11 protein-coding genes and 1 pseudogene are annotated in these 18077 nt (G+C 34.3%); 6 read left to right on the forward strand and 6 right to left on the reverse strand.

Translation table 11 applies throughout. The annotated features are described in order from the left end of the window. Positions 1–73: 73 nt before the first annotated feature. Positions 74–1114 (forward strand): formimidoylglutamase, encoded by a 1041-nt coding sequence (locus ACQY29_RS12505; protein WP_428225514.1) that lies wholly within the window; start codon positions 74–76, stop codon positions 1112–1114. Between the two features lie 23 nt (positions 1115–1137). Beyond that, entirely contained in the window at positions 1138–2412 is a 1275-nt protein-coding gene (locus ACQY29_RS12510; RefSeq protein ID WP_428225515.1) for a DEAD/DEAH box helicase, read from the forward strand. Between the two features lie 272 nt (positions 2413–2684). Here ACQY29_RS12510 and ACQY29_RS12515 read toward each other — a convergent pair whose 3' ends face one another. After that, a complete protein-coding gene (locus ACQY29_RS12515; RefSeq protein ID WP_428225516.1) occupies positions 2685–3233 on the reverse strand; it encodes a DUF6642 family protein in 549 nt (182 codons plus the stop codon). 324 nt (positions 3234–3557) lie between these two features. Between ACQY29_RS12515 and lgt the strand changes: the two genes are divergently transcribed. Beyond that, entirely contained in the window at positions 3558–4481 is a 924-nt protein-coding gene (gene lgt, locus ACQY29_RS12520; protein ID WP_428225517.1) for a prolipoprotein diacylglyceryl transferase, read from the forward strand. Positions 4482–4656: 175 nt separating this feature from the next. Here the strand turns inward: lgt and ACQY29_RS12525 are convergent, their stop codons facing one another. Then, on the reverse strand, positions 4657–6432 hold the full coding sequence (locus ACQY29_RS12525) for a TonB-dependent receptor (protein ID WP_428225518.1): 1776 nt from the start codon (positions 6430–6432) through the stop codon (positions 4657–4659). Between the two features lie 137 nt (positions 6433–6569). After that, positions 6570–9577, reverse strand: a pseudogene (locus tag ACQY29_RS12530) (tetratricopeptide repeat protein). A gap of 599 nt (positions 9578–10176) precedes the next feature. Between ACQY29_RS12530 and ACQY29_RS12535 the strand changes: the two are divergent. Together ACQY29_RS12535 and ACQY29_RS12540 are read left to right on the forward strand one after the other, a co-directional pair. Then, entirely contained in the window at positions 10177–10860 is a 684-nt protein-coding gene (locus ACQY29_RS12535; RefSeq protein WP_428225519.1) for a cell division ATP-binding protein FtsE, read from the forward strand. Position 10861: 1 nt separating this feature from the next. Then, positions 10862–12715, forward strand: coding sequence for an SPOR domain-containing protein (locus tag ACQY29_RS12540; protein ID WP_428225520.1), 1854 nt, complete (start codon positions 10862–10864; stop codon positions 12713–12715). Between the two features lie 537 nt (positions 12716–13252). On the opposite strand, the gene ACQY29_RS12545 is transcribed toward ACQY29_RS12540, so the two are convergent. Continuing rightward, entirely contained in the window at positions 13253–15289 is a 2037-nt protein-coding gene (locus tag ACQY29_RS12545; protein WP_428225521.1) for a DUF5723 family protein, read from the reverse strand. A gap of 77 nt (positions 15290–15366) precedes the next feature. Continuing rightward, on the reverse strand, positions 15367–16440 hold the full coding sequence (gene prfA / locus ACQY29_RS12550) for a peptide chain release factor 1 (RefSeq protein ID WP_428225522.1): 1074 nt from the start codon (positions 16438–16440) through the stop codon (positions 15367–15369). A gap of 106 nt (positions 16441–16546) precedes the next feature. Here prfA and ACQY29_RS12555 point away from each other — a divergent pair, with 106 nt between their 5' ends. Then, complete coding sequence (locus ACQY29_RS12555) at positions 16547–17017, forward strand: DUF6265 family protein (RefSeq protein ID WP_428225523.1); 471 nt, start codon at positions 16547–16549, stop codon at positions 17015–17017. 128 nt (positions 17018–17145) lie between these two features. On the opposite strand, the gene ACQY29_RS12560 is transcribed toward ACQY29_RS12555, so the two are convergent. After that, the gene (locus ACQY29_RS12560) at positions 17146–18066 is read right to left on the reverse strand and encodes a bifunctional metallophosphatase/5'-nucleotidase (protein WP_428225524.1); all 921 of its coding nucleotides are present in this window, start codon (positions 18064–18066) and stop codon (positions 17146–17148) included. Positions 18067–18077 lie beyond the last annotated feature (11 nt).

The raw sequence follows: 18077 nt of genomic DNA on the forward strand, positions 1-18077 counted from the left end.
TTTATTAAAGATTACAAACTATAACGCAACTTTCTATAAAAATAGTATTTTTGGAAAGCAATAAATATTTTTCATGGAAAATTTAATTCGTTTTAAACAATCCGATTTAACAAAAATTACAAGTTATAGAAACGGTGAGGTGAAGTTCGGCGAAAAAATTCAAATCATCCCAAAAGATGAAGATCCTTTTGAATTCTTAAAACGTAGCGAAGCTAAATATGTATTATTAGGAATCCCCGAAGATGTGGGAGTACGCGCTAATTTAGGAAGAGCTGGAGCTAAATCAGCTTGGGAAAATACCCTACAAAGTATCGCAAATATTCAACACAATAAATTTTGTAAAGGCCATCAACTAATTATATTAGGAAAAGTAGATGTTTCGCAAGAACTTAGTGAAGCAGAAGACTTGGACCAAAACAATGAAGAAGACCGCAAACAGTTATTCAAAATAGTTGAGAATATAGACAAAGAAGTTTCCCATATTATTTATCACATTATCAAAGCTGGAAAAACACCAATTATTATAGGTGGTGGACATAACAATGCTTATGGTAATATTAAAGGAACAGCCTTAGGGTTAGGAAAATCAATCAATGCAGTTAATTTTGATGCGCATTCTGATTTCCGAATTTTAGAAGGCAGACATAGTGGCAATGGGTTTTCGTATGCCTATGAAGAAGGTTTCTTAAAAAATTATTTCATTTTTGGACTTCATGAAAGTTATACCTCAAAAAGTGTTTTAGACATCATAAAAGACCGAACCGAAAAAGTAAAATACAACACTTATGACGAAATAAAAATTCGTCAAACTAAACTTTTTCAAACCGAAATGAAAACAGCACTAGATCATGTAAAAGGGGATCCTTTTGGAATTGAAATTGATTTAGATGCAATACCTAATATTCCTTCAAGTGCCATGACTTTAAGCGGATTTTCCGTTGAGGAAGTTCGACAATTTATTTATTTCTTCGGAAAACATAAACATGCAGCCTATCTACATATTTGCGAGGGTGCTCCTTCATTAGGGGAAGACAAAAACCCGCAATTAATTGGCAAACTAATAGGTTATTTAGTTACGGATTTCATGAAAGCCAATTCCTCAAATTTAAAATAGTTAACTTTGCAAAAATTATCCTTATGACATTTGAAGAATTAGCTTTACACCGTAACCTCAACGAGGCTATTAAAGAAGCAGAATATAATAAGCCTACAGAAATTCAAGAAAAAGCGATTCCAACAATTATGGAAGGGATTGACTTAGTAGGTTGTGCGCAAACAGGTACGGGTAAAACAGCTGCTTTTGCCATACCGATCTTAAATTACCTAATTCCAATTGTAGGTTCAATGAAAAAACGCAAACACATACGCACGTTGATTCTTGCCCCTACCCGAGAACTGGCATTACAAATTGAAGAAAGTTTTAATAAATATGGTAAATACACGAATTGTACCACTTTGACTGTATATGGCGGTGTTAGTCAAAATTTTCAAGTTGATAAACTAAAAGAAGGTGTTGACATTTTAATTGCTACCCCTGGACGCTTTTTAGATTTAAACAAACAAGGTGTTATAGACATCAATCACGTACACCATCTTATTATTGATGAAGCTGACTTAATGCTTGATATGGGTTTTATTAATGATGTACGTAAAATTACCAAAATAGCCCCGCAAAACAGACAAACATTGCTATTTTCTGCCACAATGCCCATTGAAATCAGGGAAATTGCAGAAGAATTTTTGAAGAAACCTAAATATGTCGAAGTAAAATCAACGGTTTCCAACAGTCAAAACATCAGTCAATCCGTTTATTTTGTCGAAAAAACAGAAAAAAAACAATTACTCTTACACACAATTAAATCTTTAGATTTAAAAGACACTATTATTTTCGTTCGTACTAAGCAAGGTGCTGACAATATTGTTGAATTTCTAAGAAAACACCAATTAAATTGTGACGCCCTTCATGGCGACAAATCCCAAAGTACTAGACAAAAAGTACTTGAAACTTTCAAAAACAAAGAAATCGATTTTTTAATTGCTACAGATGTCGCTTCGAGGGGTATTGACATTGATCAATTACCTGTAGTGATTAATTATGATTTACCTAACATTCCTGAAACATACATTCATAGGATAGGCAGAACAGGTAGAGCTGGACATTCTGGAATTGCCATTTCATTTTGCGGAAAAGACGAAGAAGTGTATTGGAAAGAGATTACGCGTCTACTAAAATCAAAAGTTAAAACCATCGAAGATCATCCTTTTCCTTGGAAAACAACAGTTCGCAAAAAAAATACAAATACTTCTAGCAGTAAACCTTCACAAAACGGTAGTCCAAAAACTAATAATAGAAGTGGAAAAAATTCAAGAAAATCAGAAAATTCTAAGAAAAATAAGAAACGCTGGTACTAAAAAAAAGGAAGCACCTCTTTTTTGGAGTTAGAGGTACTTCTCAATCAAATAAACAAACTAAAAAACTAAACTATTTTGAAATGATTAACAAAATGTTAAATCATTCTTGCATTAAAATCTTGGGTCTAATTTAACTCAAAAAATTAGATTAAACGATTAAATTCGATAAAATGCATTTTTTAAGTAAAAATTTAAAAATATTCCTACATTAAATATCAGATTAGCCAAGGTATATTCATAAATATTATTTTTAATACCTAACCTACTTAACTTTAATAATACACTTGAAACCCCATAGATTGACATAATGCCAATTGCTTTTCAAAAAGCATTTCAGTAACTTCCACAATATCATCTTCCTCTTCACAAAGTGAAAAATACAAATTATCTAAAGGAACACTTAAAATTGGTGCTCTTTGTGCATAACCTGTGATTGCTTTAGCCCCAGTAACATCTAAAAAATATTGAAAAGTTTCTTCTTCTAATTCTAATTGAAAAGTGTTTGCAAAATGAATAATTTTTCCTTTAAGTTTACCTTCAAAAAATTCAGCAATTTCCTCAAAACTATAATAATAATTATCAATATTTAATTCGTTTCCTCTTCCTCCTATCACTAAATAAATAAGTGCATAATCCTTAAAATGTCGGTCTTCGTACAATAGTGTACTTATATTAGCTTCAAACCCCTCTAAACTATCAAAAGTTGTATACACACTAGTTATACCATACTGTAATGCTAATTGTTCAAGAGCAGGCACAATAGGGCTTTTTCTAGTATGATTTTCAGTACAATATTCTAAAACATAAATTTGATGTGCCATATTACTTTAGTAAGTTATTTTTGCTAAAAAATGCAAATTTCGGAAGTTTTTACATGATTACAACCTCTAATTATAAAAACAGACCTTTTTAGTGAATCCAAAAAACCAATATTTTTCCGTTTTTTTTTTAGTAAAACAAACTATCAAGCCTTACTAGAACAAAATAAAACAAAAAAAGGATTTTACAAAAAGTAAAATAAAACCCTACAAATCAACAACATAAACCCACACCCAACCCAAAGCAATCAGTTTTTCATTAATCTAAATTTTAATTGTTTTTTCCTGTAGATAATCCTACTTTTGACTAGTATTAAAAACCAATTTATGAATCACTTACTTGCTATAGTTTGGAATCCTGCTGACGGGATTACACTTGGTAACTTTACTATTAGATTTTACAGTTTAATGTTTGTTATTGCATTTTCGTTAGGAATTGCGCTTATGAAACGTATTTTCATTCGTGAAAACGAACCTTTAGAAAAATTAGACTCCCTTTTTGTATGGATGGTTATTTCTGTATTACTAGGCGCACGTTTAGGACACGTTTTCTTTTATGATTGGGATTATTATAAAAACAATCTAGGTGAAATTCTTCTGCCCGTACGTTTCAAACCTGAGTTTGAATTTACAGGTTTTACAGGTTTGGCCAGTCACGGTGCTGCCATTGCAGTGATAATCTTCATGTATTTTTATGCTAAAAACGTGATACATAAACCAGTACTTTGGGTTTTAGATCGAATTGTTATTCCGGTTGCCAGTGGTGCTATTTTTGTTCGTATTGGTAATTTTTTTAATTCTGAAATTGTTGGGGATATTACAGATTCTACGTTTGGAATTAAATTTGTTCAAGATGCCATTTCAAAAAACGAGGCAATTACTCAAACAGGAATTTTAAATTACCGCGAAGCTTATAGCGAATTAACCGCTAATCCTAAATATGCCGAATTGATTAACGCTATTCCAGCAAAACACCCATCGCAACTCTATGAAGCATTTGGTTACATTTTTGTTTTTGCATTATTATTTTTCATGTATTGGAAAACAGATGCTAGAAACAAACAAGGTTTCTTATTTGGTTCTTTTTTAGTTACTTTATTTACAGTTCGTATTCTTGTAGAATCAGTTAAAGAAAGTCAAGGTGGCTTTGAAAATGTTTTAGGAATTATGAGTACTGGACAGTGGTTGAGTGTACCTTTTATCCTTTCGGGTATTTATTTTATTGCTAAATCAAACCGTAAACTTAATTAGTTTCAAACTATTACTCTTAAAAAAATCCCCTGTTTCGATTTGCTGAAAACAGGGGATTTTTTTTAAAACTCTCAATTGAATATAATATTACCTCATTAAACCAGGAAAAACATATCGAAAACTCCAAAGTTTATCACTTCCTTTATCCTAATCTATTTTAAGTTAAAATGATTATTTAAAAATCAAACTTATAATTCGCCCCTAACATGCCTTGAGCGCCTTGCACAGGATAATTTAACCAACGCTCATAATTTTGATTCGCCAAGTTATTTCCTTTCAAATAAAACGTCAATCGGTCGTTGTGCTTGTATCCCACATACACATTGATATCAAAATAACCTTCCAAGGTTTGTATTGTATCAGGATTGGCGAATCCAGTATAATTAGTAAACTGGTCTTTGCGTTCGCCCACAAAGAAAAGTTGTGTTCCAGCATAGAATTTCTTCCCTACATTAAAATCGGAAGTAAAACCTACTTTCACCGTTGGCAAATTCCATGCTTCTTTTTCAAAAGTAACCTTATAACTGTTCAATTGACCGTTGATACCCAAAGTTATATTTTTATTCACATCGGCTTTTAACTCTCCAAACAAAGAGAGCGTCTTAACATCATCATATACTACATTAAAAGAATTCCCATAACTATACGAAGTACTTGGGGTTGCTAAATAAGGATTACTCACCTGCAAGGCTTTGTTTTTTGACGATTCAAAACTGGTTTTTAAATTATAGGAAATGGTATTCGCTAATTTTCCATTCAATCCCGCGTACACATTATATTGCGTATCTGTGGGCAAGATGTCAAGCGTAGGTGCTAAAAACTTATTTTGGGTCACAAAGTTTTCATAGGTATTTTGTTGCAATCCACCGTCAGCCCCCGCTGTAAATACCATCAAATCGCCCACTAGCTTATAGGAAGCTTTTATTTTAGGATAGATAAAAAATCCGCTATTTGTTGCTTGTGCTTGACCCACATAGACATTTTTCAAACGTGACAAATAGGTCAATTCTACCCCAAAATCGATGGATAAATTTTCTTTTTTGTAGGTAAAACTTGGATTTCCACTAAAAATCAAATGCGATTTAGCGATTTCAAAATTACTCCCTGAAGGTGGTGGCGTTAGTTGATATGAGGTATCAAAAGTTGTATTGGCATAATCTAAATTAAATTTTAGTTTCACTAATACCTCACGAATATCTAAATTGAACGATGGTTTAACCATAAAACGATTTTCTCTGGAACCATAATCATCCGAGAAACCAATATACTGCAACTGTAATTTATCAAAAAAGCTATTGGTAACGGCTAGTTCCGCTCCTGCTTTCAAAGTATTATAACTATGCTCTGGTTTGATATTCGAAAAATCGGTTAATACAAAATTAGGATTTTTCAAAGGCAATCCGTACCAATTATAACCTTCACGCTTATAGCTTCCGTCGGCTTTAAAACTAGTTTCCCCTTGCTGAAAACCATACATCCCTCCTACCATCAAATCAGAAAAACTATCGTCCAAAGCCACCTTTTTTATCCCTCCGCCAGAAGACAAATAACGTGCTGTAGCCCCTAAATATTGACGGTCGTCTATATCATGAGTAACAAACAATTCTCCGTTGAGTGTATTGTAATTTCCATACCCAAAAGTCACATAATTAGGCCAAAGTTTCTCCTCTTTTGGTTTTTCTACAGCCACCGCTTTTCCTTTGGCAGGCACAAAAGTAGATGCCACTGGAAAAGAAAAAATCTGGTATTTTACGGGTTCTTTTTTAGTGGTTTCGGTTTCATCTGTAGGTGGCACTTCTTTTATTTTAAAGGCATCTGAGATGGTAGGCGTATAAGGTTTTACCACATTCACGACTTCCGTACCAATGTTGTCGTCTTTTTTTTGAGCATTAGAAAACTGAATGATTCCTAACAAAACTATCAAGCTATATAATTGTTGGTATTTTTTCATATTTTAAATCATCTAGAATGAAATTACTTCTTTCATTTTTTTACCACGAAGGTCTCAAAGAAATTCACAAAGTTCACAAAGAACAAAAAACAACATCCTGTGCACTTAGTGCTTACATTGTGTGCTTAGTGGTTAATTCACTTAACCGACGAATTCGTTTTGGCTTCTTCGGCTTTAATTTTTGCTAATTCAGTTTGTGCTTCAGTTACTACATCTTCAAAAGAGCTAAAATTCTTTATAACACTTTCTAAAATATAGGTGGCTTGAAAACTATCTTTTAACCCATAGAAATTTTTAGCCATAATCACTAAACTCTTGGCTCCATAATATTTATAGGCTGAATATTCTTTGGCAATTTTTTGGACCACACTGTTAGACGCTTCAAATTTTCCGTCTTTGTGTTTGAAATATGCATCAAAATACAGCGCTTCTGCCATGAGTTCGCCTTTGGCAATTTTTTGCAATTTGCCATAACCTTCTCGTGCTTTGGCCCCATCTCCCACCTGCATAGCCGCACGCGCTACGATGATTTGCGCATCCGATTTGATTTTGGCATCAGTTTTTGGATTAGCCAACACTTTATCAGCATATACTACCGATTGTGCAAAGTCCTTTTTGTCGTAATAGGCTTTCATCAAATTCGCCTGCGCATACGTTTTATTTTGTGGAAAATCCGATTCGGTTTCTAATCTTTTTAAAATACCAATTGCTTTATCCGTTGCCTCATTTTTGACGTAAATTTCCGCCAAACGCGACAAAGCTTGTTCTGTATATTCGTTTCGCGCCTGTGCTACAATGTATTCATAATGTGGCACGGAAGCGTTTACTTCATTTTGTTTATAACTTATATCTGCCAAATTGTAATTCGCTTTTAAGGCATGCGCCCCGTTCGGGAAATTCTTTACATAACTTTTCAAATTCGCTATTGCTTGTACGGTATTCCCTTGTGCTAATTGCTTTTCAGCTGATTCCCAAGCATCATTTTCCAGTTCTGTTTCAGAAATATCCACAAAATTCAACGTACGTACCCAAGTGGCATACTCTTCCACCTTTCCGTTATCAACATATATCAAACGGGCAGTTTTTACGGCTTCATTTGCTTCATCAGTACGAGGAAATTCTGATGCTACTTTTTTAAACTTGGTCAAAGCCAACTCATCTTTATCTTCATTATAATAAATTAAGCCTTGTCGCAAAATAGACTTTGCGGTATAACTTCCTTTGGTATATTCCGTAATCAATTGGTCATAAGTCTTCAGCGCCATGGCAGTTTGGTTCACCGCTGTGTATGTATTGGCTAGCTCAAACAAAGCATCATCACGGTATTGCGAACTCGGAAAATTCTTGATAAACGCATTAAATTCAGCTATTTTCTTATCATTTTTACCTGCAAAACCTTGAGAAATAGCTTTTTGGAAAGTCGCATAATCAACATCCACCCCTTTCAATGCAATGGCTTTGTCGTAGGCTTCGATAGCGGGCGCGTATTTTGATGTCACAAACCTACTGTCGGCCAAACGCAAATATGCATCTACCAAGCGGGTTTTATCTTCTTTAGCTCCTTCTGTATATTTTTGAAAAAAAGGAATTGCTTGTTCGTATTCTTTTAATTTAAAATGTGTGTAAGCAATGTTATAATCGGCATTTTTAAATTCTGAAGTTGCTTTAGCCTCTGCAAATCCAATAAATTGCTTGTAGGTTAATAAGGCATTGCTAAAATCTTCCAAAACAAACTCCGTTTCGGCTTTCCAAAAGGTAGCTCGTGCAGTGATGGTCGCTTCTTTTTGTTCCGCAATAGCTTTTTTGAACATTTCCAAAGCGCCTTTGTAATCACTTTCATTATACAGTTCTAAACCTCTGAAAAAGTTACTTTTTGATAAGCTACTTTGTTCCCATAATTTTTATTTTTTTCTAATAAAACTAAGGCTTCTTTATAATTTCGCGAGGTGATGTACGCATTAATCAACAAAGTCTCCAACTCGCCCACGCTTGGGTTTTTAGGATATTTTGTCATAAAACCGTGCAATACCTCAGGTACACTTTGGTACGAATTTCCAATATCATAACTCAATCGAGCATAATTCAAATGCGCATCTTCCTGAATTTTTAGGTCAAAAGCCATTTCCGAGGCATTTTTAAAAGCATGTAAGGCTTGTTGTTTTTTATCCGTTTTTAAATAACTCTCTCCTAAATGATAATAGGCATTTTGGGCGACACCATCATTCCCTCCAATAATTTTATTGAATTGTGCGATGGCTTTTTCAAAATCGTTTTGCTTGTAATAGGCATACCCCAACAAATAATAATCGGTATTAGTCCATTTGCCTTTCTTTCCCTCATAAGCTTCAAGAAAAGGAATCGCTTTTTCATACTGTTTTAGATTGAAATAACTCTCACCTATGATTTTTTGCAATTCCGATTTTTCTTCAACTGAAGATTTAGTCATCGCTTTTTGACCTAAATCGATAGCTTTTTGAAAATTTCCCGCCTTAAAAGCCATATCTGCTTGATAGTACGACAATTTCTCTTTGTACTTTTCATCCCCCGACACTTGGTCAAAATATTGACTGGCTTCTTTATAATTATCACCTTCATACGCTAAAAAGCCCAAGTAATATTTAGCTTGTGCGCCATATTCTTTAGAACTTGCCACTCGATTAAAATAGTTTTTTGCTGATTTTTTATCGTGGGTCGTAAAAAAAGTATAACCTCTATAAAAGTTATATCTATCCAATTCTTCATTGGTCAAACCCGATTCTTCTACTTTATCAAAATATTCCAAGGCGCTGGCATATTTTCCACTTTCAAAATAATAGGTAGCAATTTCAGCATAAGCAAGGTTCATTTTGGTACTGGTAGGATAGGCTTTAATGAATTGCTCCATACGCTCATCAGCACCTACGTGTTTCAAACGCAAAGCGGAAACGGCACTATAGAAAGCACAATCCGCCTCGGCATCGCCTTGCGCAGTTCGCAAGGTTTTATCAAAGATGAGCTGTGCCGATTGGTATTGTTTGTCTTTAAACAAGCTTAATCCTTTATGATATTCTGCCAAAGCATTGGTGTAAACCTCAGTTTGCTGACTGAATACCGAAGGGCATCCAATAAGCCATAGAAACAATGGGATAGAAGGAAATTTCTTCATAAAACAATATTATGATTCAAATATAGTATATGTTCCTAGTAAAAACGAGGAAAAAAAGGGTTTAGTATACTCGGTTTTCGTATTACAAAACAGCAATCAATTGAAACCTGATTTTTAGGCAACTTATTACCAATCTCTTTGACTGGTGTAATGCCTATAAAACTAAAAAATAGTTATTTAAAAAAGTTACGTTATAACCTGTAGAAGTTCTCGATACGAACCTTTTTCCATTTCATTCCAAAAGCTACTCGAACGAACGGTAATACACAAAATCGGAAGCATCGTCAGCTCGAGCGCGAAGCGTATCGGGAGCTTCTATAAAATTTAATCGCTTTTGGTAGGTGTACGTTTTTAAAATAAAAATTTAAAGTTTAAATAGAATGATTTTCTTCCAATGGGTACACATTTGAAACCATTACAGAAATAAGGTCGAGTTCATTAGTCATCGACTATTTTTTAAAATACAACTCAAACTCCGTAGAAATTCAAAAAAAATCATAAAATAGCTCAGGAAAGCAAGCAAACAATCATTTTTATAGATAATTTATTTTGAATACGAACGTTAACTTATTACTTTTACCACAATAAATACCTAAACTATGTCACAAACCATTTTATCGTTACATAACGTTACTATATATCAAGAAGGCAATCAAATTTTATCGGATGTGAACCTGAGTGTAAATCCAGGAGAATTTATCTATGTCATTGGAAAAACAGGTTCTGGAAAAAGTAGTTTGATGAAAACACTTTATGCTGATTTGCCGTTAACTCACGGAGAAGGTACTATAGTTGATTATGACCTAAACGGTTTGATTGACGATGATATTCCTTTTTTGAGAAGAAAAATTGGTATCGTATTTCAAGATTTCAAATTACTCCCTGACCGTTCTATTTTTGCGAACCTACATTTCGTATTAAAAGCTACAGGTTGGATGGACGAAAGCGATATGCAAACTAAAATTGATGAAGTTTTAGACAAAGTAGGCATGAAAAACTTTGCGCACAAAATGCCACACCAATTATCAGGAGGTGAGCAACAACGTGTGGCTATTGCCCGTGCCTTATTGAATGACCCTGAATTGATTTTAGCCGATGAACCTACAGGTAATCTTGACCCACAAACCAGTATGGAAGTCATGGAAGTTCTACGCAAGATTAATCAAAATGGAAAAACCATCTTAATGGCAACCCATGATTATGCCCTTTTGATGAAATATCCTTCAAAAACCTTAAAATGTGAAGACGGCGCTTTATTTGAAGTAATCCAAAAAACAGCCTAATATGTTTCGTCACTGTTCCGCTTGGTGGTTCTTTTTGGTTTCTTGTAGCCTAACAGCTCAAGAAGAAAAACCTTTTGCTATTCGTTTTCAAAAATATTTAAAGGGCGATGTAACCTTTATTGCCAACAGTATTGTAGGTAAAAAATCAGGTAAAAATGCCAACGAAGCCTACGACAAAACGGGGAGCAATGCCAAACTAAACGACCAAGTGGCGATGGTGTACATTGATGTAGATACCGACGAGACCACCTTTTCGTCCAGTACTGCCACGCTAAAACCCATACACGAAAAAGACCAAATTGTTTTTGCCGGTCTGTATTGGTCCGCCACTTTACCCGAAAAGGAACGCGTACTCGACAAGCATCCGTTAACACAAATACAGCTCAAAACCCCAGCCTACGATAACTATTTCACCATTCAAGGCGAAATGGTGTACGATAGTAATGAAAACCCCAAACACAAAGTCAATGCGCCTTATGTGTGTTTTGCCAATGTGACCGAGTTTGTTCAAAAAAATCCTTGGGGCGCTTATACGGTTGCCAATATTCAAGCCAGTCAAGAAAAAATTGAAGGCGGAAGCGCAGGCGGTTGGGTATTGTATGTCGTGTATCAATCCGATGCTGAAACCGACCATTACATCAGTTTGTATGACGGATTTTCGTACATCTACAACAAACCCGTTGATTTGGTTTTTAAAGATTTCAAAACACCAACAACAGGAAAAATTACGCCAAAACTCACCATGGCAACACTGGAAGGCGATTTGAACATAGAAGGCGACAATTTGCGCATCAACACGCCAGGCACAGCCAAATGGAGTTATTTGAATACCCCTTTGCGCAGTGGACAAAACGTTTTCAATAGCCGAATTACCATGTTTCAACAGGATTTTATGGAGCGTGAGCCTGCCTCATTAAACACCTTGGGGTATGATGTTTTTTTGGAAAAAATTCAGTTTAAAGACCAATCGTTTGTAGCTATTGACCAAGTGAACTTGAAAATCAGTTCGGTGGGTGATAAATTTTACGTGACCAACGTGGGGTTCAGCATTGAAGTGGATGAAACCTTTGCCAAAGAAAAAGCACTGGCCTTACAACCTCAAACCACAGTAAAAACCACTGCTATTGAAACACCTAAAGTCGTTTTAGAATCTCCAAAACCCACAGTAGTATCAAAGGAAACACCCAATACTCCAACCATCTCAAAAACCGAAACTCCCACGAAGTTAATAACCTTGTCAGGACGCCTAGCTAAAGAGATAAAAACTTATTTGTTTGATGCCACGGTGGCTCCAGAAGGCTACTATATTATAGCCAATGCCTACCAAAACAAAGCTTTTGCCGAGGATTTTGCTAAAAAATTAACCTCTAAAAAACTACGCCCTTATATTTACAAAAACCCAGACAACCAGCTCCATTACTTGAGTTTACAACGTTATGCCACCCAAGAAGAAGTTGAAAAAGCCTATTTTAGTAATATCAACAACAGTTATTTTCAAGAATATTGGATAGCGAAAATCCAACATACAGGAAAAGCCTTAACCACCACGTATAAGGATAAAGCCCGCAGTGAAAAAGAGATAGGTACGATAAAAGTAAACAGTACCTCAACCCTGAAAAAAGGCTATTATTTGGTAGCCAATGTATTTGAAATCCCCTCTAACGCGAGCAACTACTTGGATTTTTTACGCAAAAAGGGATTTACGCCTCAGTCGTTTATCAATCCAATCAACCAATACCATTACACTTATTTGGCTTATTACACTGACCTAGCAACTGCCAAAACCGATTATTTTTCGAATTTTAACAACCGCTTTTTTGACAATTATTGGTTGATGGAAGTGGTGGTAGAGTAATTTTGCATTAAAATTCATTTTTACGGTTTTTCCCTAGCTTTTTTACTTTTAAATTTTATAGTTTAGTGGAAACAAACTAAAAGCTAGGAAACTTCCATAGAAACTCGGTTGGGTTTTGATAATTTAAAAATACAAGTTGCGTAAAACGAATAATTGGTTACGTATATCTGGATACTATCTTTTAGCACATTGTCTGTGAAATAGGCAACCCTACTTGGTTGGTCTATCAAAAAACTTTCAGACACGTATTCCTTTGGAAGCATTTTTCAAGGATGCTCCTCTTTTATGACACAGATAAACCCATTTAAACAAAGCAATTAGCTCTCGATACGCTTTGCACTCGAACAAACAATAACCACGATTTTGTAAGTTATCGTCAGTTTTAGTAGTTTTAGTAATGAAATGGAGTTAACTAAACTCAGCAATACCTCAGACATTATTTTTTTCATTCGATCCTTTTTATCTAAAAGCGATAAAAAAAGGGCTTACTGTAAAAGTAGCCCTTTGTAATTTGAAATATTTAGTCTGTTGAGAGTTTTATGGCAATAACTTCACTTCTACCCTTCTATTCAAAGCCTTACCCGCTTTAGTGTTATTAGGTGCAATAGGTTTTGTTTCTCCATAACCTGTAGCTCTTAATCTTGAAACATCAATTCCTTTTTCAACTAAATAAGCCATAACAGCTGTCGCTCTAGCTTCAGATAAAGTTAAATTTGAAGCAGCTGGACCATCACCGTCAGTATGCCCTTCAATTGAAAATTTAGCTGTAGGATACTCATTTAACAAGGCAGCCATAGCTTCTAAAACCGGAAAAGTTACTTGTTGGAAACTATCTTTTCCAGCATCAAATAAAATCGTTTTAGCGTAATCATTTAATTTTTTCACTACCGCTTCAGTAACCTCTGGACAACCATTGTTTTTAACAGTACCAATTACATTTACACATTTGTCATCTTTATCTAAAACACTATCTCCATCGGTATCAGGCCAAGGACAACCTGAATTTTCTACTGGTCCAGCTTGCGTTGGACATTTATCCTCTGGATCTACTATACCATCTTTATCTTCATCTTTATAAGGACAACCATTATTAACTTTGGGACCTTGCTCATTAGGACACTGATCAACATTATCTAACAAACCATCTCCATCTGTATCTTTAATTTCTACTTTAACTTCATCAGGCACCATTTTTGCTTCAACAATTTTAGGCATTTCTTCCTTAATTTCCTTCACTTTTTTCTCACCTCTGTATACAGGAATCTTTACACCTAAATATACATCGGCACCTTTTGATTCTGAAAAGAAATTAGTCAATAAACTACCTGAACCAACAACTAGTGGTCCTAAACGTAAACCTGTACCAACCATGGTTCCTCTATATTCCATATAATTTATTGGTAAATAGAAGCTAAACCACTTTGATTCGTAACGAGGCGTTATAGTGTAAGTATTAGCAATAGAACTTTGATTCAACTGCTTTTTATCAACCATGTTAAAATCTCCGTTGAAATTTAAATAGAATTTTCTAAAAAAGTTCCAATCGGCACTAAGATGAAATGCGGTTGGCAACAAGGCTTTTGTTGAACTTGCAACAACAGGATTAGCATCAAAAAGTTTAATAGTAGTTTCTAAATCACCAGCATTTTGCAAACTATCATAAAACACCTTTTGATTTCCAAACAAGTATTCCTTTTGAGTGTTCTTTTTATACAAAATTGAACCAATATCAGTTATTGATGCACCAAATTTGAAAGTATAATTAGGAACTCCTTGAAGCACTTTTTGATCTTTACTAATTTCAAACGATGCGCCTAAATCAAAACCAAAACCTCTTGAAGTACTATCAAATTTAAAATCATCTGCGACATTTTTAAAATCGTTAGTTCCACCAAAAACCACTTCTCCTGAGGCAGTAGCATAACTCGATTTTGGATTTACTGTATCCGCTTTATAATTAAAAGTTAAACCTTTACCATAGGCATACGTATTTGCAAACCCTTGAAGGTATTTAACATTTAAACCTGCTTTTAATAAAAATTTTTCATTTTGTAGTACAATGGCAGCATAGGACAATCCAAATTCTGTCCAACTATTCATGGCTAAATTCAAATCCCCCGCATTGATGGCGTAATCTTTTGTAGCATTAAAATTAGTATCGTACTTATCGAACAATTCTCCATTTATTCCAACCACATTTACAAAAGCACGTGCACGTGTGAAAGCTGCTATTGCATGTTTAGGTTTTATGTTAAACATAAACGAAGGTCCCATCACATCAGCATTCAGGGCAAAATTATTATTTGAATTAAACAATTTGTTGGCTTGTTTATCAAATTCATACCCTCCTTTTAAAATATCAGATAACTTAACACTATAAAAATCATTAGTTGCTAATGCGTTAAATGAAACAAGATTGATATCGGTAGTAAATGGCGACCCCACTATGTTCGCTGGATTCGCTAAAAGTCCGTGAACACCGTTATAATTATCTTGATTAAAACCTATATACGATTGGGAAAATCCCAAAATAGGCGAAGCAAGAAAAAGCAATTTTAAAAATTTATTTTTCATATGAGAATTGTTTGTCAATCAAATTTATATATATTAAAAGCATAAAAAAATACCTACGAATAGGTATTTTTTATGTATTAATAAACTTCAGATTCCTTCAGTTTTTCTGTATTCGCTACAAGTTGTAATTCATCAATAAATTTCTGAATTTTACCACTCATTACACCATCCATATCAAAAATATCCATCCCAATACGATGATCTGTTACACGTCCTTGTGGATAGTTGTAGGTTCTAATTTTTGCAGATCGGTCACCAGAACTAACTTGTGAATTACGCTTTTTAGCATCTTCCTCTTGCTTTTTAGCTAGTTCCATTTCGTACAAACGAGAACGTAAAACCGATAAAGCCTTATCTTTATTTTTATGTTGCGATTTTTCATCTTGACATTGCGCTACTAATCCTGTAGGGATATGCGTCATACGCACAGCCGATTTTGTTGTATTTACGGACTGCCCTCCAGGTCCTGACGAACAAAAGAAATCAATACGAACATCATTCATATCAATTTGTACATCAAATTCTTCCGCTTCTGGCAATACCATTACTGTAGCTGCAGAAGTATGTACCCTACCCTGAGTTTCTGTTTGTGGTACACGTTGCACACGGTGTACACCCGCTTCAAACTTTAAGGTACCATATACATCTTCACCAGTTACTTCAAAAATGATTTCTTTAAATCCACCCGCTGTACCTTCATTCAAATCGACAACAGAAGTTCTCCATCCTTTCAATTCGCAATACTTAGTATACATACGGAATAAATCGCCAGCAAATATAGAAGCTTCGTCTCCACCTGTACCGGCACGAATTTCTACCATAACGTTTTTAGCATCTTCTGGATCTTTAGGAATCAACATATATTTGATTTCATCTTCCAATTGCGGTAAACGTTCCTGAGCTTCATCTAATTGCATTTTTGCCATTTCAACCATCTCCGCATCAGAGCCGTCAGCAATAATTTCTTTAGCTTCATTAACATTACCCACAAGATTTACATACTCATCACGTTTTTCAACTAATGCTTTTAAATCTTTATACTCCTTATTTAGTTGTACATAACGTTTCTGATCAGCTATAATATCCGGCTGGATAATTAAATCTGACACTTCATCAAAACGCTGCTTTACATATTGTAGTCTCTCTAACATTTTCTAATTCTATATTTTGGAGTGCAAAATTAATAAAAAGAGTTTAGTTTACAGAATTCATTTTTCAAAAATTAAATTGTATTTTTAATTCACTAATCTCCACGCTATGAAAAAGTTAATATTTATCGCTTCGCTGCTAACTTTTTTAAATTGTAATTTCAAAAAAGAAAACAAACACTTTCTTTTGATTGAACAAGCAACTTGGTTATTAGGCAATTGGACGCATACTTCTCAAGAAGGGGTATTTACAGAAAGATGGGAAAAACTCTCTGATTCTACTTTTGTTGCTGAAAGCTTGCTTTTAAAAGAAAAAGACACCCTATTCCATGAAAATGTACTCCTTGAACAACGTAATGATTCTTTATTTTATATAGTATCTATCAAGAATGAAGAACCAACATCCTTTTATGCTACCACAATTAAAGCGAATCAAATTGATTTTTCAAATCCAAAACATGATTTTCCTAACTTAATACGCTATCAACTAATTAAAAAAGACAGCATACTAGCATCAATACATGGCAAAATTAAAACTAAAATACAATCTCAAGAATTCCCTATGAGAAGAAAAAAATAAAGAGGGTGTCCTAAAAGTCGAAGCTAGTTCTTGAGAATCGCTTATATGAAAACTATCTCCGATAGGTGTCCGAATATTTTAGTAAAGAAAAAGGCTGTCCTAAACTTTTTGGACAGCCTCTTCTATTTTTAAATAACAATTTTTCGACTTCCTCCTGGAGTTACATTTTTAAACTCATCAATATAAAAATCAATACGTCCTAAGTTTATCCCGTAAGCTCCCACTTGATTGACTAATACTTCTTGCCCATCTAAATTTTTCTGAATGACAGGTTTTTCTAAAAAAGTATGCGTATGTCCACCAATAATAAGATCTATATTTCTAGTTTTTTTAGCTAAATTCAAATCTGAAATTTTTTCAGGTTCGTTTTTATATTCAAAACCTAAATGCGACAAACAAATAATAAGGTCACATTTTTCAACTTCTTTTAATTGCTTCGCTGTATCCGTTGCAATTTCTACAGGGTCTAAATATTTAGTTTCTTTATACAATTTAGGATCTACTAAACCACTTAACTCAACCCCTAAACCAAAAATACCGATTTTGATCCCAGCTTTGTTCAATATTTTATATGGTTTAACATGTGTATCTAAAATTGTATTTTTAAAATCATAATTAGCCGAAACAAATTCAAAAGTAGCATTAGGCAATTGAGCTAAAACCCCTTCCAAACCATTGTCAAAATCATGATTCCCTATTGTAGCTACATCGTATTTCATCATACTCATAACTTTATATTCTAATTCACCTCCATAGAAATTAAAATATGGGGTTCCTTGAAAAATATCACCTGCATCTAAAAGTAATACATGCTCTTCCTCCTTACGAATAGTCTCAATTAAAGCTGCTCTTCTAGCCACCCCACCCATATTAGGGTTTCTTGGATGATTCTTTGGAAAAGGATCTATTTGACTATGCGTATCGTTCGTATGCAAAACCGTTAATTTCTTAATCGTAGGATTTGTTGTAAAACTACTTAAAGACAATCCACTCAAACTTAATAAAGCCGAACTTGCTGCTGTGTTTTTTAAAAAATCTCTTCTTCTCATAATCAATTCTA

Origin of the sequence: Flavobacterium sp., assembly GCF_965262375.1 — a bacterium.
Classification (GTDB): domain Bacteria; phylum Bacteroidota; class Bacteroidia; order Flavobacteriales; family Flavobacteriaceae; genus Flavobacterium.